We start from the raw sequence: 20,190 nt of genomic DNA on the forward strand, positions 1-20,190 counted from the left end.
CGCAACCACACCGGGCCGCCAATGCCGTGGCGAAAGACGCGAAAACACCGCCCGCAATGGATGAATATTTTGCGCGCTGATATTAAGTAGGCGTATCAGGTGGCCAGAAAGAACCGGTGACTCGGAAAAAATGGCGGGAAATGCATCCGGAGCCCCTAACCAGGGCGGCCCGAGATGTAATGATCGAGACTTTGGCGGGGCTGGTGGCGGAATTATTGAGAGCGAGTGCGAGTCAAGCTTCTTTGCGTGTCTAGCTGATCGCCCATGCGAGCAGCGATAAAACGAGCGCAGCGAGCAGGAAAATCAGACCCTTGATCATCAGTGATTTCGGGTATTCGGCTTCGTTGTAAATCAGCGAGTATGGAAATCCGGTTATCGGCCCGAGAACAAGCGACGATAGCCCCCAGCCCCAGCGGTTGTTACCCAGCGCCGTCAGCGCTGCCATCAGGCCACCGAACCAGAAGAGCGTAACGCCGATTACCAGGATGATGAATATTGGTATGGTGAGCCATTGGTTGGCCAGGAATACTCTGAGAATTTCATGTTCCATGATTTTTCCGGGTGAATATTTGGGCGGGAATGTAGCAGGCTTGGGCTTTGGTCAAAGCGAAAAATCAGTAAAGACAAGTTGGGAGGCAGGGCGAAGATTGCAGCCATCGCCCCGGTGATTAACGCCTAACTAGGTTTCTGTAGCGCGCTCTTGAATTGCATAGTTGGATACCGAGTCGAGAATTGTGCTCAGCGGGCTCATCGGGATTCTTGCGCGGCGATTGCTGTCCTCCGACCCGTTTGCTGAAAGCTCCTGAGAGTTCTTGAAATCGCACATCGCCTCTTCAGTTGACTTGGTCCTCGACCAAATCGTCATGGTATACCTTCCGCCGGTGCGGCCACCCAGTGCCAAAGTGTATTCGCCAAGCTTAAATTTTACGCCGCGTCCATTTTTGGTAAGTGCGTATTTGATGGACAGCTTGTCCAGCTCGGGAACAACTTCGGTGTAAATGCGCTGTGAGTTTTTCTTTTGAACGGACTCTGTTGCAGAAACCACGTCAGCTTCATCTATTACACCAATCTCTTCCGCTTCAGGGTGATAGGCGCTAACAAAGTCTGAAACGGCATCGATCAGCGTCTCATTGCCATCCCAGAAATACTCACCGTCGAGGCGCGAGTTATCCAGAATGGTATGCAGCATCGATTCGACTTTTCTCGCATCGATAGATGTCCAGGCCTTGATGATCGAAACTTTAACCGGACTGATAGTGCCAAGCAGTTCCCGTTCTCGTCTCTCCGGTAGGTCGGTGGTGATACCGATTTTCTTGATAGGTGGAAAGGAAATTTCCGAGTCAAATCGCTGGAGCTTTTCTGAATATACGGGTTCTGCGATGTAGAGGGTGTTCTGAGCCATCGTAAACTTCACTTTTATATGATGCGGCGCGTTCCAAGATCCGACATTGAATTAGATCAGTCGATTGCGAGTATGTTCCTACATTTTGGGAAGGATGAACAACCCCAGAACTCACTGCCCGCATTCGGTCCCCGCTTGCTTGTACGCTTGACCATCTTGCTGCCACATTTCGGGCAGAGCCTTTTGGTATCCGGGTTGCGGCGGACTTTTAGCTGCTCAACATGCTGCCTGTGGGTTTCCCTTGTTGGTGCCAGCCGCCCCGACTGAATTCTGCCGGTAACTATCTCGACTTCCGCTTCAGTAAGAACCGGGGTGGTGAAGGATTTGATATAGCGGATATATCCGCTTTCCTTGGTGACATTGGCAGGCATCGGTGTTTTAAAGGTACTGTTACCAGCAAAGACTACCACCGAGTGAATAACATCCGGTGGTACATCAAGCAGTGTCTCCAGCGTATTAACATGTTTGTAGTTCTGCCTGAGCGGGTTCTGGAATCTGAATGATTTCTTGTAGATCTTCTGGGTCCACTGCGCCTGGCGTTCATTGCCAAATATCCAGCCCTGCATGTTCTTGGTTTCCACCACGAAAATTCCGAAGCGGGATACGAAGATATGATCTATCTGTGTGGTGCCGTCCGGTGTGCGAAGCGTTACGTTGTGCAGTCGCCGGTAAGTCCCGGATGGCAGTAGCAGCCAGCCGAAGAAACTGACCAGCGCCTCGCCCCAGAGGCCTTTGAGCCAAGGCGATTTTATGATCGCGGCGATCAGGACGATGGGGATAAGCCATTGGACTATTAAAAATTCTTGGCTGATAAGTGGGTCGAAATTCATGGTTTTATACTGTTATGTCAAGATTTGACCTCTTGCCCTCGCATTAGCCCTTCGCAATTGATTGATTTTTGCGCTGAATTTTCTCTTTGTTTAGAAGGAAGTACTTTCTGTCAAGGGATAGTTGAAAAATTTTAATTGATGGGATTCTTTCTTCGACGAAGGAAATTACATCCTCTTTTATCGAGTCAGAAATTCTAGAGCCTAGGTAGATGTTTCTGATGGAACTCTTGCTGAATTCATAAAGGCCTGGTCCTCCACTGTCAAGCAGGATCTGAAGTATTTCGTCTTCTTTTTCTGGAGATTCTGTGTAAATTCTCTTGTAATAATTGAGTTCACCTTCTTTCGCTTCACGCTTTACTATTCTCCACTCTTTTTCATATGACCAGTCTATAGACTTTGTTAAGAATGTTTTTTTTAGAGAGTTATCTGTTTTATTTTTTCCTGGATTAAAAGGCAAAGATGGTCGTATTTTTTCATAGGCAACCTTATTCGCCGAAGAGAAAAATTTTGAGCTCGAGTCAAACCCAATGCAAACTCCTCGATGAGAATCTCCATAGTGCGCCCACATTAATAAGTTGTTCGGTTCCTCTGTAAGGCATAAAATTCCAAATCGATTTAACCAATTTTCGGTGGCAAGAGAGGAGCTTTCTTTTAAAAATTCCTGGTTTGCCATGTTCGTAATAATTTCTTTTTGACTTTTGTTGAGTCTTATTGATCTGTCGATTTCAAAATATTCATAAATCTCTCTGCTTTTCGGCATTGAGATGTTTGGAGATAGTTCAAACGGATCGTTAAAGGTGTTGGGCGGTGCAAGGAATATTTCGCCATTGAGGATTTTAAAAAACCTGTCTAGCTCAACTTTATTGTCTAATGACAAGTATTTATATAGGGTCTTTGACATGTCTGGCGATTCGTTGTGTGCTCATGATTGCTGACAGGCTTAAAGTGCGCTCATGAATTGAGGGTGAAGTACAGTCTTCGTTAAATCTGTTCTTTTATTTTCGGCGGATAAATTTAAACTAGACTTAAAATGCTTTCACTTACGCTGGATGATTGGGTGTTCATCGATGTCCGGCTGATATGCTTTTTGATGTCGCTTTTTATAGCATGTTGGCTTGCGGCTAGCGAGGTGATGTAATTTTATAAGTTTGTACTCACTTACTGTGTGCAATTTGGGTGCTTGAGCATAACTAGTTAGTGAGAGCTATCGCGGTATGGGTTTTCTCGTTGGCTTTATAAATGCTCGTTAGCATTTATCTGGTGCGGTTTTATGGTCTTTCTAGACGAGGCCGCCCTAAAGCCATCCCTCCATCACCTATACCCAATTTAACCTAAGCCCCGATACCCTGTCGCTCAAGCTCACCACTCCTGCTATCTTCCTCTGCAGAACCACGCAAAGGAATGCCCCATGCCCTGCAATCTGTCTGTCTCCCTGGCACTTGTGATCACACTTTCCATCGCGGCCCTGTCCGGCTGCGACCGCTCGCAACCAGAACCCGAGCAACAGGCCCAGTCAGCCACCGAGACTGCCACTCCCTCTAAAGACGTCCCAAAATCCGAATTCGCCATCGAGTACGAACAGTTCCAGCTCGACAACGGCCTCAACGTCCTTTTCCACATCGACCGCTCCGACCCCGTGGTAGCGGTATCGCTCACCGCCCATGTGGGTTCGGCGCGGGAGAAGGAAGGCCGTACCGGTTTTGCCCATCTGTTCGAGCACCTGCTGTTTCTGGAGTCGGAGAATCTGGGCAAGGGTGGGCTGGATGCGATGAGTGCGCGGATTGGCGGCGCGGGGGCGAATGGTTCTACGTCGCGGGATGTCACCAATTACTACCAGACGGTACCGAAGGATGCGCTGGAGAAGATGCTGTGGGCAGAGGCGGACAAGCTGGGCTGGTTTATCAATACGGTGACCGAGCCGGTGCTGGCGAAGGAAAAGCAGGTTGTTAAGAACGAGAAGCGCCAGGGTGTGGATAACCGCCCCTACGGGCACGCCCAGTATGTGATCGACAGCAACCTGTACCCCCAGGGGCACCCTTACAGCTGGCAGGTGATCGGTTCACTTGAGGATGTACAGAACGCCACGCTGGACGATGTGAAGACCTTTTTCCGCCGCTGGTACGTGCCCAACAATGTGACACTGGTGGTGGCGGGGGATTTCGACCCCAAGCAGGCGAAGGCGCTGGTGCATAAATACTTCGATGAGATCCCCAAGGGGGAGGCGGTGGAGCGGGCACCCAAACAGCCGGCCAAGCTGAAGGAAACCAAACGGCTGTATTACGAAGATAATTTTGCGCGCCTGCCGCAGCTGACCATGGCCTGGCCCACGGTGCCCCGGTACAGCGCGGACAGCTATCCACTGGCGGTGCTTTCGCAATACCTGGCTTATGGCAAACGCGCTCCCCTGTACCGGGTATTGGTTGAGGATGAGCAGCTGACCGCGAGCGTATCCATGTTTGCGTATGAGTCGGAACTGGCCGGGCAGATGCAGTTGACGGTGCAGGCGTTTGCCGGCGGTGATCTGGACGCAGTGTACGCGGGCATCGAAAAAGGGTTCGCGCTGTTTGAAAAAGAGGGTATTGCCGAGGAAGACCTGGAGCGTATCAAGGCCGGCCAGGAAGTGGCGTTTTACAACAGCCTGTCCAGCGTGCTGGGCAAGGGATTCCAGCTCGCCCAGTATCAGATTTATGCAAACGACCCGGGTTACGTGAGCCAGGATATTGACCGTCTGCTGGCGGTGACCGCCGAGGATGTGAAACGGGTCTACGACACCTACATCAAGGACAAGCCCTTCGTGGCGACGAGCTTTGTACCTAAGGGGGAGAAGGCTCTGGCGCTGTCGGATTCCACCGCCGCGGAAGTGGTGGAAGAGAAAATCGTGAGCGGTGCCGAGGGGCAGTTCGATGCCTCCGCCAGTGCCGAGTATGAAAAGACACCATCGAGTTTTGACCGTTCAAAAGAACCTGACTACGGTGAGCCGGCACAGACCACGGTGCCGGATGTTTGGCAGGCGGCGCTGTCCAATGGCATCGAGGTTTTCGGTATTGAAAACAGTGAGGTGCCCACGGTGACCTTCAGCCTGGTGATTGACGGTGGCCAGCTGCAGGAGCGTATCGATAAAACCGGCGTGGCCAATCTCACCGCCATGCTGATGGAGCGCGGTACCAAAAACCGCACACCGGAAGAACTGGAAACCGCGGTACAGAAGCTGGGTGCGAATATCAGTGTTTCCGCGGGGCAGGAATACTTTCGCTTTGATGTGACCACTCTGGCGAGGAATTTCAGCGAGGTGTTTGCGTTACTGCAGGAGATGTTGCTGGAGCCCCGCTGGGACGAGAAGGAACTGGTGCTGGCGAAGAAGAGCGTTGTCAGCCAGATCAAGCGGGCGCAGGCAGAGCCCAATGCCATTGCCAGCCGCGCCTACGGAAAACTTCTATACGGCAAGGACAGTATTCGCGCTTACAGCGGCCTCGGGACCGAGGCGTCCGTGGCGGCCATCACCATGGATGATCTCAAGGCTTACTACAAAGACTATCTGTCACCCTCGGTGGCGCGGGCACATGTGGTGGGGGATATTGCCGAGGGGGATTTTCTCGCGGTGGCGGAGCAGCTGGCAAAAAACTGGCCGGTAAAGCCGGTAAACATTCCCGACCCGAAATCCGAAACCGCCAAGCCGGGTATTTACTTTGTGGATGTGCCCGGCTCCAAACAGTCGGTGTTGCGGATTGGGCGCCTGGCAATGCCGGTGGTGTCTGAGGATTATTACCCGGCGGTGTTCACCAATTACATTCTCGGCGGTGGCGGCTTTGCCTCGCGCCTGACTCAGGAGCTGCGTGAGGGCAAGGGTTATACCTACGGCGTTCGCTCCGGTTTCAGTGGTGATAAGACCGTGGGGCAGTTTTCCATTGGCACCGGTGTGCGTGCCAACGTGACCGCCGAATCGGTGCAGCTGATTGGCGAAATTCTCAAGCAGTACGGTCCGACTTTTACGGAAAAAGACCTGGAGGTCTCGCGTTCCTATCTGGTGCGTGCCAACACCCGCGCCTTTGAAACCGCGAGTGCGAAACTGGGCTTGCTGGAAAATATGAGTGAGTTCGGCTGGCCTGCAGATTATGTGCGCGAACGTGAATCTGTCGCGGAAAAAATGACGATCCCGAAGGTGCAAAAAATTGCCCAGTCGTACCTGCAGCCGGGCTCCATGATCTGGGTGGTGGTCGGGGACCGCGCGACCCAATTGGCACCGCTGGAGGCGCTGGAAATGGGTGAGGTCAAACTGCTGGAAAATCGCGAACTCTGATCGCGCTCCTGCTCCCTGTGGCCAGGACATTGGGCACGTCGGGAGCAGGCTTCTCAGTGCGGTGACCGCAGGCTATAGGCGGAACTGCCCACCGCGCTGCTCCACGAACCCTTTCAGTTCGGCGGCGGCGTTTATCATTCCATCGATACTGTTGAGGTTGCGCAGGTCGGAAAACGCCGCCTGCAGATACTCGGTTATCTGGGTTCGGGTCTGGCAGAAAAAGCGGTCGTCCCCCTGGGCGGTCTGTTCCTCGTCAAATTCGATACCGAATGCGAGCTTGAACAGTTCCCGGTGCACCTGGGGGTTATTCAGGTAATTGTGCAGGCTGTGGGTGTTGCCGTATTCGTCTGTTACCTCTTCAAATTCAAGCAGCTTGTAGGCAATAAACTGCCAGTCTCCGCTGGAGATCCAGCGCCCGTCGTTCCTGGGATTAAATGGCCGCGCCCAGGTAATGGGGTCGTAGCGATGGCGGTACTCCCGATAGTTGTACACACAGCCGCTGTTCGACGGTTTGACCAGTGAATGGTTGACCTTGATTGAAGATTCCATCAGCCGGCTGATATTGGCCACCATATGTACGCTGCCGAGTTTGTGGTGGCTGGTATCGAGGTTGCCGAGGTCCGCCAGGGTAGGTGGTGGGGTGTAAAGCTGGCTCAGAGTGTCGTGGAGTACCGAGGTGCCCAGTGAATGGCCGAGCAGGTGGACATTCTGCACACCGCCATGAATGGTTTGCGCGGCCTGCGCTATGGCGCTGCCGAGACGCTCCCTGGCGACCTGCCCGAGGCGGGTGTAGCGATACAGAAATGCATCGAGGCCGTGGGTTTTTAACAGGGGCGTATTCCGGGGATCCTTTTCCAGAGCACTTAACGCGGCGTCCGCGCCCGGCAATAGTTGTGCGCGGACCTCGGGAATGGACTCGATGGCCTCGCGGAAAGATCCCTCGAAAGACGCAACCGTCAGCCGGTAGTCATCGAACAGGTCGCTATAGGCGACCGGAATGATCTCCACAAAATACTCCGGTGACGTTCCCCTGAATGCATCGTAGAGACTGAAGGCAGAACGGCAGCCCTCTACAAATTCCTCCTTGAAGCTGTCCGCGGTATGTTGGCCCATACCGTGGATAATGATGAGCTTTGGTTTGAACACAGATTGATCCTGAGTGTGAAATAAATGGTACAAACGTGCCGTTTCGGTCTGGCTGGCTTAATGGAATTGGTTGCAATTCGCATTGCGGGCTGTTTTACCAATAGGAGTATGTGGTGATCAATTGCTGTGCATTGGTTGGCATCTAAAATGCAACGGTAGTCTCAATTCTGGCGCGTATTTCATTCATGGCGCACACTTTATCTCCCTATTACAGATTGCTTACAGTATTGCTCGGCCGATGGGAGGCTTGCCGCCCATCGTGTGAAAAACCGTGTAAATATTCGTGTAAGCGTATTTGCGGAGGCTGGAATACGAAGTTTGGCGTAACAAAAGGGGAGCTTGTGCTCCCCTAATAGAATCTGCTCATTGATCAGAATGTTTGCTTGGTGTGGCCTGCGAGGGTGTCACAATAGGCTTTATCGGTTGTCGGTACATAAAATGTCCGATCCACCGCTGGGTAGCCGAAACTTGCAACTTGAGCATCGGCTTCGGTGCTATAAGTCTGCCCAATCAGATCGAAGTAAGGGCGGTAGTCCAGACCAGTAACACGACTGCTAGCGATTAACAGCCAGTCATTGTTATCCATCGTGTTGGCTTTTTCGCGGGTGAAACGGGAGAAGCCAATCGTGCCTTTGCTGGATGCCCAATCCGCGTCACTCGCTATTGCAGTGTCGAATGCTTGTTCGAGAATATGCAGTCGCGGAATCAAGTTCCAGCCATCACTGAGGGCTCCCTCTTCTTGAGCGTGTATCATCATCTCGATTACCAGTACCGTGCCGTAATTCCAGCGGTTGTAACCCAGTGCGGACATGTAGGCAGATGGGTCGGTATCGCTCTGGCTGGCCTCAAGATCTGCGCTGATACTACTGAAGGGCAGGCTTTGACAGTTGGCGATTATGCCGTCCTCGTCCTGTGCGCGGGATTTCGCGTAGTAGGAGTAGAAGTTGGTCGTGGCGTGGCCTTCAAAGTTGGTGAATTTAAAGCGGTTTCTTTCCACGGTATGGCCCACTTCATGTAGGTCACCATGACCAAGTACGGAAAAATCCCAAGTGGCGTCATAGGGGTTGCCAGAGCAGCCGGCGCCACAGGCAGATTGATCCATATTACCATGGTGGACTTGATTCCATTCGGCGATGGCAAACCCATTGCTGTTAGCGAAGTCGTGGATTTCTGCCACCACATCAATGTTATCGCCGTATGTGCCTGCCAATACCCGGAAGTAGTTGTGATGGTACTTCGATATGAAATACTCCATCTCGCTTGGAGTATCCCAGCGCGTATCTTCAGACAGGGTGCGGGTCAGCCTTTCTGTCAATGAGTGGATTTCGAAGTAGTCGGTTGCTATTTCAGCCCAGTCGTATTGGTTTGCTGCCAGTGCTGTGGCAAATGCGACATCATCATCCCCAGTGCGCCAGATTGGATGCTGGCCAATATTTTCAAAGGAAAAGGTCATGTCTTTCCCTGTGTCAGAGAATCCAATCTGCACCGGACCACCGTACGGTGATGTAAGGACAAGTGTTTCGCCAGCTTTGATGGGAATTTTATTGGATTGAAGGAACTTGGGTCGGGTGTAGCCCCAAGTCGTATCACTGGGGCTGGGATACATATGACGGGTAGAGTTACTGCGTTGAGTGTTGATAAATACTGTGGCATCACTTTCAATGTTGCTAGCGGACCTGGTCACGCGGAAAGTCTGGCCGGGCAGTGCGTAAACACCTGCCGTGCGGAATGGGCGACGACTGGTAAGTTTTACTGTTGTATCGCTTGGCGTGATGTGGCTGAAATCGGTGCGACTGAAATTGCCGAGGTCGGCCGCAACCGGGTTGTGTTGACGTGTGGTGTATACCAGAGCATCCGCAAAATAGCTTTTCAAGAAGTTGATAGTTGGGGTGGTATCTTTCCACATGGGGAAATTAATTTTTTCCCGGTATTTGTCTGCTAGAAGAATCAATAGCTTTTCAATACGATATTCATCAACCATAGTGAAAATATCTTCGGCACTCTGGTCAAAACCTTTTGGAATAGACCTTAATGCTGCGGTTAAATCACCGAATTCGCTGGCATAAGCTGGTACGTTACTGCAGCTATTGTCTTGGTCTGCACATTGGGAAACCTGAAAGCTAAAACTGTTGTTCTTGAAGCGATTAACCAGGTTGGCAATGTCGGTCAGAGTTGAGTTGCTCGCCCGCATTTCTTCTGCAGACGCCCAGTTGGCGGTATCCTGCACCCAGTAATTCCCTGCATTGCCCTCATCTTGTGTTTTCACACCGAAATATCGCAGGATTGGGTTCGTCAGGGAAGTTGAGTTCCAGCCATTGGTGTGAACGTAAAGTAGGGACTGCTGGTTTTCGATCGCTCCACTGAGGGCAGCCGTTACAGAGCTCTCTGCCATGGTGGTGACACCGGCACCCGTGATGATCAGGTGTGTGCCATGTAGGCACCTAGTCAGTTCAGCTTCAACGTCGCAGCGCGTAATCGCCACATTGGTATTTTGAGCTTGTAGCCAACGTTCCGTGGCGTCCATATGGCTGGAACTCATTTGCATCAGGGCAATGCTAACGTCGTCTTCTGTAGACAGAGCCACGACCTGGGGGGCAAGTAGCCAGTCGATAAGATTTATCATCGGATGGATAAAGGCTGAATGATCTCCTGCGTCCAGCTTAACGATTACATTGTCGCCCACAGCTACAGTGCGGTAGTTATTGTTATCGGTAGCAGAAATGAAGTTGTAGCCCTGATTGCCGGTTACAACCTCAAGTGCCCCGCTCAGGCTGTCGAGAGTGAAATAGCGTGCGTTACGGGATGGATCAAACTCTACCGCAGCGTCACCAAAAACAGTCTCATGAAGCCAAGCGGTGGCTTGCTGGCGCTGTGCGATGCGGTCGAGGATGCGTTGTTCTAATTCCTCGACTGCGGCAGGTAGCATAGTGGGGTCGCCTGATTTTACAGCCTCATTGATTCGGTCCTTGATCGTAACTGTGATGGTTGCACTATCCTCGGAAGTCTCATTGCTGGCGGAGAGGGTCAGTGAGTACGTTTCAGTTTGCATTGAAAAGGGATAGTACACCTCGGTTTCTGCTGCATCTGCTGAATCGAAGGTAACCTCGGGGCCGGATACTTGCTGCCACTTATAGGAGAGCGGACCGTCACCAGTAACGGAGCTGGTCAGCAACAGAGCCTGGTCGTTATACAGGTCGATTTTTTCTGGTATTTCCACGGAAACTGCAGCCGGGGAGGCGTTGGCCTCATCGTCAGAGCCCTGGTCATCACCCGTGTCTTGGTCGTTTCCGTCATTACTGCCCGGGTCCTTATCACCTCCGCTGTCATTATCCGTGTTGTCCTTGTCATCGACCGGGGCTTCAGCCATGTCTTCAGGGGGCGTGTCGTCATGGCTTCCACCTCCACATCCGGGCAAAGTGATAATAAAAATTAGAAGTGCGAGTCTTACGAGATTGCTATTCATTTTATTCTCTAGTTGAACAGTCAATTGGCACCGCTATCTTTGGAGAGAGCGTTGCCCGGAGTCGAAAAGACCTATTATGCGACAAAGAGTGTTCGAATTCTGAAAAAAAGGGGAGCGAATGCTCCCCTCAATCTCGATGTGGGTATTGCGGTATGATCACTGGCCGCAAGATCATGCACGCCCACGACAGTTTCGATGCGGAATATCTGCACGCGCCTGAACGACGTCGCGCCTTTGCAGTGGGAGGCAGATGTGCACCTCGCCCGTGGGAAGTGGGTAACCCGGGTGTGCTTCGATCTGGGCTACCGCCACCTGAGTCATTTCAGCCGGCGCTTCCATCAACAGTTCGGAGTCAGCCCGAAACAGTATCGGGGTCAAAACGTCAGTTGATTCTGGTGTTCTTGCGCTTGGTCAGGGTGTGAATAAAAGCGACGGTGCCTCTGAGGCGTGCACCGATCGCTACCAGGCGCGCTTGCTTTGCGGTCAGCAATTGTGGCTGGTGTTCCTGAATCAGGCGGTACAGGTGATAGCGTGCGACCAGTGTGGCGATTGGCCAGTCCGGCCGCCAGAAACCAGGGCGCAGTGTGGCGCGTTCAAAATCCACCAATCCGACCCGCCCTTTCTGATCGACGACAATATCGCGCACCGGCATGGAATGCCGGGCAACCCCGGCATCCAGCATCTGCTCCACGATTCCACCGAGCTCCCGCAGGTTATCCGCGTTTAACAGCTTTGTGGATTCGCCCGGCAGGCGTGACATTTCCAAAGAATAAGACTTGTCTTCACTGTGGAGCAGGAGGGGAACGCCCTGAATATGACGCAGCCGGTTTAGCGCTTCTTTCTCGGTAAAGTAGCGGCGCCGGTGGGTTTTGGAGCGGGTCTTAAAGCGCTTGACGACCCTGTCTTGCCCGATATTCAGCAGTACTTTGTTGGTCTCATAAACGCCGTCGACTACTGTCTTCTGCGGGAGGCGTGACGCAATGTCGATTCCCATGAAACTTCCATGTCTCAGTTATTGGAGTAGGTTAGCCACCTCCGTGGGGGGAGAGACTTATCTACCAATTATTACCAAAAAGTTAAACTTTAGGAAATGTGTGGATGATTTTGACGCCATTCGAAATGCTGATGGCACCTTGGGGCTCTTATTCTGAATCGACCTAACTTGTGGATTTTGCTGCCGTACACTGATGGTAGTGATTTGATTGAACGCACTCCGTTGCTGCCGGGAATCCGCGCAGACTGTCAGTGCGCGCATTCGAAGTAGTCGCAGCTAGGCGAATCAGGCAAAGAGGTATACATGGCTGACAACATTCTGGATATGGCAATACGCCACCTGGGTTCATCGGGTCTCAGCTCACTTGGGAATGCACTGGGATTGCCCGATGGCAAATCGGAGTCTGCATTCTCCAGCGGCGCCGCTTCGATACTGGCCGGTATGCTGAACAAAGCGGGCAGTGAAAGTGGCCTGGGCGCACTGCTCAATATGGCGACCAAAAGTACCAATATGGACCTCTCATCGCCCGGCGATATTTTTACCGATCCGGATCGGATGAGCAGCCTGCAGGATGTGGGGGGCAATATCCTTGGCTCGCTGTTTGGCGACAAGAAAGATGGCATCTTCGATGTGGTATCCAGCGCGCTGGGACTCGATAGCGCCAAAGGCGGCAGCCTGATGCGGATTGCCGCGCCGGTGGTGATGTCACTGGTTGGCAAGCTGGTGAAAAGCAAAGGCCTGAATATGGAAGGCCTGGCGGCATTACTACTGGGGCAGAAAACGCATATCAAAGACAAGATACCCCCCGGCCTGCTGAAGGAGCTGGGTGTCAGTAACCTGGATGAAATGGCAGAGCGCACGGTGGTGGAAACCACACCGCGCCACACAGCCCACGCGGCCCATACACCGCCGCCGGCGCGCAAAAGCGGTTTTGGGAAATGGCTGTGGCCACTGCTGATTGCCCTTGGGGTATTGTGGGCACTGAACATGTGCGCGAAAAAAGAGAAGGTGGATGATGGTACCGGTGGTGTGGTGATGGAGCAGGATGAGGTGGTCGTCGAAGAGGCGCCGGCAGGTTCTGCCGACGATCCCATGACGACCCCAGACACGACGCCGCAAGCGCCGATGGACACCGATGGCGGTGATTTTGCGACCGACTTCCGTGCCTATTTGGCCGATGCAACCCGGGACCCGAGCAAAGAGTTCCCTCTGAACATCGAGTTTCCTGCCGACGGTAGTATGCCAAACGCAGGCTCTCTGCCGGACGTGCAAGCGCTGATCAAAATCATGCAGGAAAACCCGGGCCTCAATATTGTGATCGAGGGTCACACCGATAGTGATGGCGATGCCGGTGCGAATCAGAAGTTGTCGGAATCCCGCGCACAAGCAGTGATGATGATGATCTCCGATGCCGGCGTGGACGCGAGCCGTATGAAGGCGGTGGGCATGGGCCCGGCCAACCCGGTGGCAGATAACAGCACCGAGGAAGGCAAGCAGAAGAACCGCCGCATTGCGGTAAAAGTGGAGTCGTTTACCGAGTAACCTGTACCCGGTAACCCTTCAGCATAAAAAAACCGCGGCACGCCGCGGTTTTTTTATGACTGGGCAGAGCGTCATTTACCCGCCCGCAAGATGGCAACACTATCCGCGGTATTTCTCCCGATAGGCGCCCGGCGCCAGCCCGGTCCATTTTTTGAAGGCGCGGTTGAACGCGCTCGGCTCGGAAAAACCCAGGCGCTCGGCGATTTCCGCCACCGCAGTTTCCTGCCCCTTCAGCTGGTACATGGCCATATCCCGGCGCACGGAATCCTTGATGTCCTGCCAGCTGTTGCCCTCGTCTTTGAGGCGGCGACGCAGGGTCTGTGGTGAGGTGTACAAACGCTCTGCTACGTCGTCCAGGGACAGGTTTTCGATACTGTTGTCGCTTTGCAGCATACGGCGAATGCGGCCGGTGAAACTGTGATCGGATTTGTACTGGCTGAGCAGGCACTCCGGAGCACGGGCGAGAAACTCGCTGAGCTGCTGTGCGTCCCGCACCAGCGGCATACTCAGGTAGCGCGTGTTGAATACCAGGCAGGTTTCCTGCTGGTGAAAATAGTGCCGGCAGGGAAACATGTCGGCATATTCTTCGGGGTAATCCGGTGGCGGGAACGCGAGGTGCACCCGCTCCAGCAAGATGGTGCGGTCGATCAACCAGCTGAAAAAGCGCAGCCAGATCACCGATAGCGACTCGACAAAATTCTGATTGGGCAGCTGCTTGCGATTTTCGTGGTGAAAAATCAGGCGGGCCTCCTCTCCGTCTTCCACCAGTTTGATATGCAGGTCGTCGCTGACCATGGCGACAAAGCGCGCGGAGCGCAGCAGGGCGCGGCGCAGGCTGGGGCAGGTGATGGTGGCGTGCCCCATCATGGCGAAGGTGCCGGGCAGCCAGGGCCGCGCCAGATAGCCACTGGACTCGTCTCCCAGTTCATCCCACAGGCGACGCAACAGGCGCGCCAGCTGCTCGCGCCCAATACGGGCGCCGGGGGCGCCTGCGGTGGAGAGGTCAATACCGGCGTCCAGCAACAGCTGATCACAGTCCACTCCCGCGGCCCGGGGGCCGGCCAGATGCGCAAACACGGCGGCGGCCAGAATACCGGGCTCCTGGTGCTGCTCGACTTCTTGTGGCTTCTCTTCTGTCTCCACGGTCACGCTTCCCGCTGTCAGCTAATTGAATACTTGTGACCGGATTATGCAAAAAGGTGCATAAAAAGTCGCGCTTGTCCGCTGCTCGATCGGTTTTGATGCATGGCTGAATGTGTGTTGTTGATGTGCTACAAAGGAGGTTGCGGGCAATCGATTTTCCCCGCTCACTACCAATACAAGGAAGCGTTATGTCTCAGTCCCTGAACAGCGGGCTCAATCCCACCATCTGTCGCCGACTACTGGTGGCCTACCTGATTGAGCGACTACCGCGGCCAAACAATCCAGCACTCGAGGAGGCAACCGGCTGGCCTCGCCGGACGATTCAGGATGTGATTGCCAAGGGGCTGCCGGGGCACGGGACTCTGGTGGAATTTGTGCAGCAGGGCGTGCGCAACAACGATGGGTATTACGAGCTGAAGGACTGGGGGTCGATCGACCGCCACTGGGTGAGGGGGAACCTCGTTGCAATTGCCGAGGTGCTGGCACTGGCGCCGGAGCAGATCCCGGCGCCGGATTGAGCCTGAGGGGGCTCCGTTGTGCGCGTTACTGCGGGGCGGCGGCCTTTTGCAGAATGGCGTTAACCTTCTTCAGCAGTTCGGGGTCGCTGCGCAGCTGGGTGGCGATACCCTGATACTCTTCCTTGCTCAGACCCGCGCTCTGTACTGCGGCCAGCATTTTGCCCTGGGCTTCTACATTGATCGCTTCTGCGGCAGCGGCATCGGCGGCGGCTTTGATCTTCGGCGCGTATTCCTGGCTCAGGGTCACGATGGAGCGGTAGGCGTCGGCAAACTTCTGCAGCTGTGTTTCGGATATGGCGGTTTCCGCAAAGGCGCTGGATACAGCGAGAGCCAGGGCGAGAGCGGCGGAAAAGATGACGGTCGGCTTCATGAGCACCTCTCATTATCGGAAAGAAACGCATCTGTGCGGAGTTGCACGCCCAGCGTAGGGTGAGGGCTACAGGGCCTTGGCATCGAAGCAATTCGAGGGTGTGCTGCAAAGCGCTGTCTGCAAAGGGTAGTTGTTATTCCGGGCCGGTTGGGAAATTTGCCGCCACTTCCTCCTGTGGCCGGCGATATTTCTCGCTTTGGCAATAACCGGGTCAGAAAAGGCCGAGGAACTTTTTCCGTTTTTTCAGCGAGGCCTCGCAACTGTTGAGCTGTCGCTGATAGGTTTGCGCCCGCGCGGATACTTTTTTCGCGACATTTTTTAGCCATTGTTTGTTGCGAAAGGTGCGGCGATTAAAACCGCCCTGTCCCTCGTGGTAGGCGAGATACAGGTGGTAGGTGTCGTTGGGCTTTATGCGACACTGGCGCTGGCTGGAGTTGTGATACCAGCCGACAAAATCGATGGCGTCCTCAAAATCATCGCGGTCGCCGCGGTAGTTGCCGGTGGAGCGCTGGTAGCCTTTCCAGGTGGTGCCCAGTGCCTGTGCATAACCGTAGGCGTCAGAGGGGCGCGGCCCGGGAATTATCCACAGAATTTTTGTGCGCGGCGGCTTGGCATCGTGCACAAAGCGGGATTCCTGATGCAGGGTAGCCATCATGGTGGCGATGGGCGTGTTCCATTTGCGCGCGGATTCCGCGGCATCGTGGTACCAGTCGTCCTTCTCGCGGAATATCTCGCACAGGTCGTCGGTATTGCTGGGCGGCGTGGTGGCACAGCCCGTTGCCAACAGGATTGGCAGGGCGAGCAGTGCCAGTGCGCATCGTTTATTGTTTTGAATCATTCGTTCGCTAATACAGGTTTCAGGGTCGGTATCAGAGCAAGAGTCAGACCTTGGACTTCACCGTCTTGACGCCGTCAGCAGTACCGAGCAACAGCACATCCGCCGGACGCGCGGCAAACAGGCCATTGGTCACCACACCGGTGATATTGTTGATGGCGTCTTCCAGCTCCAGAGGCTTGGCGATTTGCATATTGTGCACGTCGAGGATGACATTGCCATTGTCGGTGGTCACACCCTCGCGATACACCGGGTCGCCGCCCAGTTTGACGATTTCCCGCGCCACATAAGAGCGCGCCATTGGAATGACTTCCACCGGCAACGGAAAATTGCCCAATACTTCTACCCACTTGCTTCCGTCGGCGATACACACAAACTCATCGGAGCAGGCGGCAACGATCTTTTCCCGGGTCAGTGCGGCACCGCCGCCCTTGATCAGTTGCAGCAGCGGGTTGGTCTCATCGGCACCGTCCACATACACGCGGATGCCGTCCACCGCATTCAGGTCATACACCGGGATGCCGTGGGACTTGAGGCGCTCGGCAGAGGCTTCGGAGCTGGCGACGGTGCCATCGAACAGGCCCTTTTTCTCTGCCAGATAGTCGATAAAGAAATTGGCGGTGGAACCGGTGCCGACGCCGACTATGGTGTCGGACTCCAGCATGGGGGTGATGTATTCCACCGCGGCGCGCGCGACTGCCTGCTTGAGTTGATCCTGGTTCATAAGGAAATATGCGTCCTTGTGCAATTTTTGCCATAAAAATGCCCGCGAATGAATATTTTTGCGCGCAAAAGTGGCTCGTTGGTGGCTTTGCTGCTGTGTAGCGATTAGACTGGCGGGCTTGTAAACATCCATCGGCTGCCGATTTCTGTCATGCCCAAGTCCTATATCAAGCGCATTTTAGACGCGCGCATTTACGATGTCGCCATCGAAACCCCGCTGGAGCCCATGCGTCAGCTGTCCCACCGTCTCGGCAACCGTATTCTGCTGAAGCGCGAAGACCTGCAACCGGTGTTCTCCTTCAAGATTCGTGGCGCCTACAACAAACTCCTGCAGTTGCCTCCTGAGCAGCGGGCCAAGGGCGTGATTGCGGCCTCTGCCGGCAATCATGCCCAGGGGCTGGCGCTGGGCGCACAGCAGCTCGGCGTGCGCGCCACCATCGTGATGCCTTCCACCACACCGGCGATCAAGGTTAACGCAGTGCGCATGCGTGGTGCAGAAGTCGTATTGCACGGGGATACCTTTGACGAAGCGGCAGCACTCGCCAAACAGCTGGTGGAAGAGCGCGGCCTGGTGTTTATCCACCCCTACGACGATCCAGATGTGATTGCCGGGCAGGGCACCGTGGCGATGGAGCTGTTGCGCCAGCATCCGGGCAACCTGGACGCGGTGTTTATCCCCGTTGGTGGCGGTGGCCTCGCAGCGGGTATGGCGGCCTACATCAAGTACGTGCGCCCGGAGATCAAGGTGTACGCGGTGGAGCCTGAAGACGCCGCTTGCCTGAAACTCGCCATGGACCAGGGCAGCCGCGACGGACGTTTGCCGCAAGTGGGCCTGTTCGCCGATGGCGTGGCGGTGGCGCAGATCGGTGAGGAAACCTACCGGGTGCTGCGGGAGACCATCGACGGGGTGATCACGGTCACCACCGATGAGATCTGTGCGGCGATCAAGGACATTTTTGAAGATACCCGCTCCATTGCCGAACCCGCCGGAGCCGTAGGCCTCGCGGGCCTGAAAAAATATGCCGAGCAGAGCGGCGAACAGAACCAGGCGCTGGCTACTGTGTGCAGTGGTGCCAACACCAATTTTGACCGCCTGCGTTATATCAGCGAGCGCACCGAAATCGGTGAGAAGCGAGAAGCCGTACTGGCGGTGACCATCCCGGAAAAAGCCGGCAGCTACCTGCAGTTCTGCCGCGATCTGGGCGATCGCTCCATCACCGAATTCAATTACCGCTACGCCAATTCCGGTGAGGCGCACATTTTCGTAGGCATGCAGGTCACCACCGACGCCGACCGCGCCCAGCTGGTGGCCCAGCTGGAGAATGGCGGTTACCGGGTCACGGATCTGACCGACAACGAAATGGCCAAGCTGCATATCCGCCACCTGGTGGGCGGCCGGGCTCCCGGCGTGGATAGCGAGGTGGTGTATCGCTTCGAGTTTCCGGAGCGCCCCGGTGCCCTGCGCAACTTCCTGGAGCAGCTGGCGGGTCGCTGGAATATCACGTTGTTCCACTACCGCAATCACGGCGCCGCTTACGGGCGGGTGCTCGTGGGGCTGGAGGTTGCCGAAGCGGAGCGCCCGCAACTGAATGCACTGCTCGACCAGCTGCACTACCCCTTCTGGGATGAGACGGAAAATCCTGCCTATCGGTTCTTTCTGGCCCAGAAAGACTAAGTGGCAGCGGGGAAATGTGCGCCTGTCGCCAGTATTTGCGGTGGGTAGTTCACGGGGCAGGCCCTGTCGAACTTGCAATTTCCATTTTGTGAGAAATCTCTCAAAAAAAAGCGCTTGACGGGTTACTATTTGGCCACTGATCGAGTATCTTTTGAGCGGTGATTGGCCCTTATGGGTCACTTCTGGGCAGGAATACCAGCGGAGCAGTTTTTTGCTCCCGCGTGGAACTTTCCGGAAGTGACAGGTCCAAATCACCACTGGCGGCGCAGATCGCCAGGCGCGAAAAAAGATAGCGAAAACAACAAGAATTCAGATCTTACAGGATGGTCCCCATGAAACCCGATGCATTGACACTCGCTGTAGTTGTCTTTGTTGCGGGCGTACTGCTGAGCAGCAGCGGTTTGACCGAGGTGTTCTCTTCCGATCAGGAAGAGGCTGACGCCCCGGCAGCGCTTCAGCAGGGAGTGGTTACTCGCTGACCCCTCCGCCCGCAGGCGTTACGCCAAGCAAAAAAAGCCGGGCCCTGGAAACAGGGCCCGGCTTTTTTGTGCCTGTCGGTTGGGGGCGCCGATCAGCGGCAGCGATAGAGGCGTTGATCCGTCGCTACCAGCGCCAGTGGAATGTCCCAACTTTCTGCCGGGAGCTGCGCCACACATTGCAACTGGTGCGCCACGCCGATCATCAGCGGGGCGCTGCCCGGGCGCAGGTGCTTGAAGGCAAAGGTGCGGTCGTAATACCCCGCGCCCATACCCAGGCGGGCGCCGCTGGAGTCAAAAGCCACCAGGGGGACCAGTACCAAATCCAGCTTTTGCGGCGCACGGATTTCACTGCGCCCGATCGCCGGTTCTGGAATTCCGTAGCGGTTGCGGTACCGAAGGTGCGCGCCTGGCCAGTGGCGAAAGGTCATGGTGGTGCGCCCGGGGCGCGGTAGCGCGGGCAGGTAAAAATGTTTGTGGGGGAAACGCGCCAGCAGTAGTCGCGGATCAATCTCCCCATCCATCGGCCAGTAAATGCCGATATGGCGTGCGCGTTGTATTTCCGGACTGCGCGCCAGGCGCTGGCAAAGTTGGCGGCTTGCCAGCCGCTGCTGATTCGGATTCAGCGCGCGGCGCGCGTCGCGGATCTGTTTGCGCAGCTGTGTTTTCGAGGGGAGCGTTGGCGGCAGGGTGACGGACTCAGGCATGGGTGTGCTGTATTCACCGGCGGTCAGAGGTCCACACAGGAAGCCCGGCCCGCCGGCAAGACAAGAATT

Annotated in this window: 18 protein-coding genes; 6 read left to right on the plus strand and 12 right to left on the minus strand. The window is 54.9% G+C overall.

The features are described 5' to 3' along the window. Nucleotides 1-250: 250 nt before the first annotated feature. The 4 genes from ACXAG1_RS04745 to ACXAG1_RS04760 form a co-directional block, all read right to left on the minus strand. Nucleotides 251-550: a hypothetical protein gene (locus ACXAG1_RS04745; protein WP_475091707.1), complete on the minus strand. Its 300-nt coding sequence runs from the start codon at nt 548-550 to the stop codon at nt 251-253. Nucleotides 551-679: 129 nt separating this feature from the next. Then, the gene (locus tag ACXAG1_RS04750; RefSeq protein ID WP_475119083.1) at nt 680-1,402 is read right to left on the minus strand and encodes a GIY-YIG nuclease family protein; all 723 of its coding nucleotides are present in this window, start codon (nt 1,400-1,402) and stop codon (nt 680-682) included. A gap of 56 nt (nt 1,403-1,458) precedes the next feature. Then, a complete protein-coding gene (locus ACXAG1_RS04755) occupies nt 1,459-2,232 on the minus strand; it encodes an NERD domain-containing protein (protein ID WP_475119084.1) in 774 nt (257 codons plus the stop codon). A 43-nt stretch (nt 2,233-2,275) separates the two neighbouring features. Then, nucleotides 2,276-3,133, minus strand: coding sequence for a DUF2971 domain-containing protein (locus ACXAG1_RS04760; protein ID WP_475119085.1), 858 nt, complete (start codon nt 3,131-3,133; stop codon nt 2,276-2,278). 507 nt (nt 3,134-3,640) lie between these two features. Here ACXAG1_RS04760 and ACXAG1_RS04765 point away from each other — a divergent pair. Beyond that, nucleotides 3,641-6,529 (plus strand): M16 family metallopeptidase, encoded by a 2,889-nt coding sequence (locus ACXAG1_RS04765; RefSeq protein WP_475119086.1) that lies wholly within the window; start codon nt 3,641-3,643, stop codon nt 6,527-6,529. Nucleotides 6,530-6,601: 72 nt separating this feature from the next. Here ACXAG1_RS04765 and ACXAG1_RS04770 read toward each other — a convergent pair whose 3' ends face one another. Both ACXAG1_RS04770 and ACXAG1_RS04775 read right to left on the minus strand, forming a co-directional pair. After that, nucleotides 6,602-7,675 carry a hypothetical protein gene (locus tag ACXAG1_RS04770; protein ID WP_475119087.1) on the minus strand — a complete coding sequence of 358 codons (1,074 nt, stop codon included), beginning with the start codon at nt 7,673-7,675 and terminating at the stop codon, nt 6,602-6,604. A gap of 370 nt (nt 7,676-8,045) precedes the next feature. Continuing rightward, nucleotides 8,046-11,138, minus strand: coding sequence for an ImpA family metalloprotease (locus ACXAG1_RS04775; RefSeq protein WP_475119088.1), 3,093 nt, complete (start codon nt 11,136-11,138; stop codon nt 8,046-8,048). A gap of 195 nt (nt 11,139-11,333) precedes the next feature. Here ACXAG1_RS04775 and ACXAG1_RS04780 point away from each other — a divergent pair, with 195 nt between their 5' ends. Then, nucleotides 11,334-11,528 carry an AraC family transcriptional regulator gene (locus ACXAG1_RS04780; RefSeq protein WP_475119089.1) on the plus strand — a complete coding sequence of 65 codons (195 nt, stop codon included), beginning with the start codon at nt 11,334-11,336 and terminating at the stop codon, nt 11,526-11,528. On the opposite strand, the gene ACXAG1_RS04785 is transcribed toward ACXAG1_RS04780, so the two are convergent. Further along, the gene (locus tag ACXAG1_RS04785; protein WP_475119090.1) at nt 11,521-12,132 is read right to left on the minus strand and encodes a hypothetical protein; all 612 of its coding nucleotides are present in this window, start codon (nt 12,130-12,132) and stop codon (nt 11,521-11,523) included. The two genes, ACXAG1_RS04780 and ACXAG1_RS04785, sit on opposite strands and share 8 nt — an antisense overlap. Nucleotides 12,133-12,435: 303 nt before the next feature. Here ACXAG1_RS04785 and ACXAG1_RS04790 point away from each other — a divergent pair, with 303 nt between their 5' ends. Continuing rightward, on the plus strand, nt 12,436-13,674 hold the full coding sequence (locus tag ACXAG1_RS04790) for a DUF937 domain-containing protein (RefSeq protein ID WP_475119091.1): 1,239 nt from the start codon (nt 12,436-12,438) through the stop codon (nt 13,672-13,674). Between the two features lie 99 nt (nt 13,675-13,773). On the opposite strand, the gene ACXAG1_RS04795 is transcribed toward ACXAG1_RS04790, so the two are convergent. After that, on the minus strand, nt 13,774-14,823 hold the full coding sequence (locus tag ACXAG1_RS04795; protein ID WP_475119092.1) for an AraC family transcriptional regulator: 1,050 nt from the start codon (nt 14,821-14,823) through the stop codon (nt 13,774-13,776). Between the two features lie 182 nt (nt 14,824-15,005). On the opposite strand from ACXAG1_RS04795, the gene ACXAG1_RS04800 reads away from it, so the two are divergent. Next, nucleotides 15,006-15,335 (plus strand): helix-turn-helix domain-containing protein, encoded by a 330-nt coding sequence (locus ACXAG1_RS04800; RefSeq protein WP_475091721.1) that lies wholly within the window; start codon nt 15,006-15,008, stop codon nt 15,333-15,335. 25 nt (nt 15,336-15,360) lie between these two features. Here the strand turns inward: ACXAG1_RS04800 and ACXAG1_RS04805 are convergent, their stop codons facing one another. The 3 genes from ACXAG1_RS04805 to rpiA form a co-directional block, all read right to left on the minus strand. Beyond that, a complete protein-coding gene (locus ACXAG1_RS04805) occupies nt 15,361-15,705 on the minus strand; it encodes a DUF4168 domain-containing protein (RefSeq protein ID WP_475119093.1) in 345 nt (114 codons plus the stop codon). A 211-nt stretch (nt 15,706-15,916) separates the two neighbouring features. Beyond that, nucleotides 15,917-16,543, minus strand: a complete 627-nt coding sequence (locus ACXAG1_RS04810; RefSeq protein ID WP_475091723.1) for a transglycosylase SLT domain-containing protein — start codon at nt 16,541-16,543, stop codon at nt 15,917-15,919. 43 nt (nt 16,544-16,586) lie between these two features. Beyond that, nucleotides 16,587-17,264 (minus strand): ribose-5-phosphate isomerase RpiA, encoded by a 678-nt coding sequence (rpiA, locus tag ACXAG1_RS04815; protein ID WP_475091724.1) that lies wholly within the window; start codon nt 17,262-17,264, stop codon nt 16,587-16,589. Between the two features lie 150 nt (nt 17,265-17,414). Here rpiA and ilvA point away from each other — a divergent pair, with 150 nt between their 5' ends. Both ilvA and ACXAG1_RS04825 read left to right on the plus strand, forming a co-directional pair. After that, complete coding sequence (gene ilvA / locus ACXAG1_RS04820; RefSeq protein ID WP_475091725.1) at nt 17,415-18,938, plus strand: threonine ammonia-lyase, biosynthetic; 1,524 nt, start codon at nt 17,415-17,417, stop codon at nt 18,936-18,938. A gap of 332 nt (nt 18,939-19,270) precedes the next feature. Beyond that, the gene (locus tag ACXAG1_RS04825; RefSeq protein WP_475091726.1) at nt 19,271-19,417 is read left to right on the plus strand and encodes a hypothetical protein; all 147 of its coding nucleotides are present in this window, start codon (nt 19,271-19,273) and stop codon (nt 19,415-19,417) included. A 92-nt stretch (nt 19,418-19,509) separates the two neighbouring features. Here ACXAG1_RS04825 and ACXAG1_RS04830 read toward each other — a convergent pair whose 3' ends face one another. Then, entirely contained in the window at nt 19,510-20,121 is a 612-nt protein-coding gene (locus ACXAG1_RS04830) for a 5-formyltetrahydrofolate cyclo-ligase (protein WP_475119094.1), read from the minus strand. Nucleotides 20,122-20,190: the final 69 nt, after the last annotated feature.

The organism is Microbulbifer sp. ABE4_465, assembly GCF_056160765.1.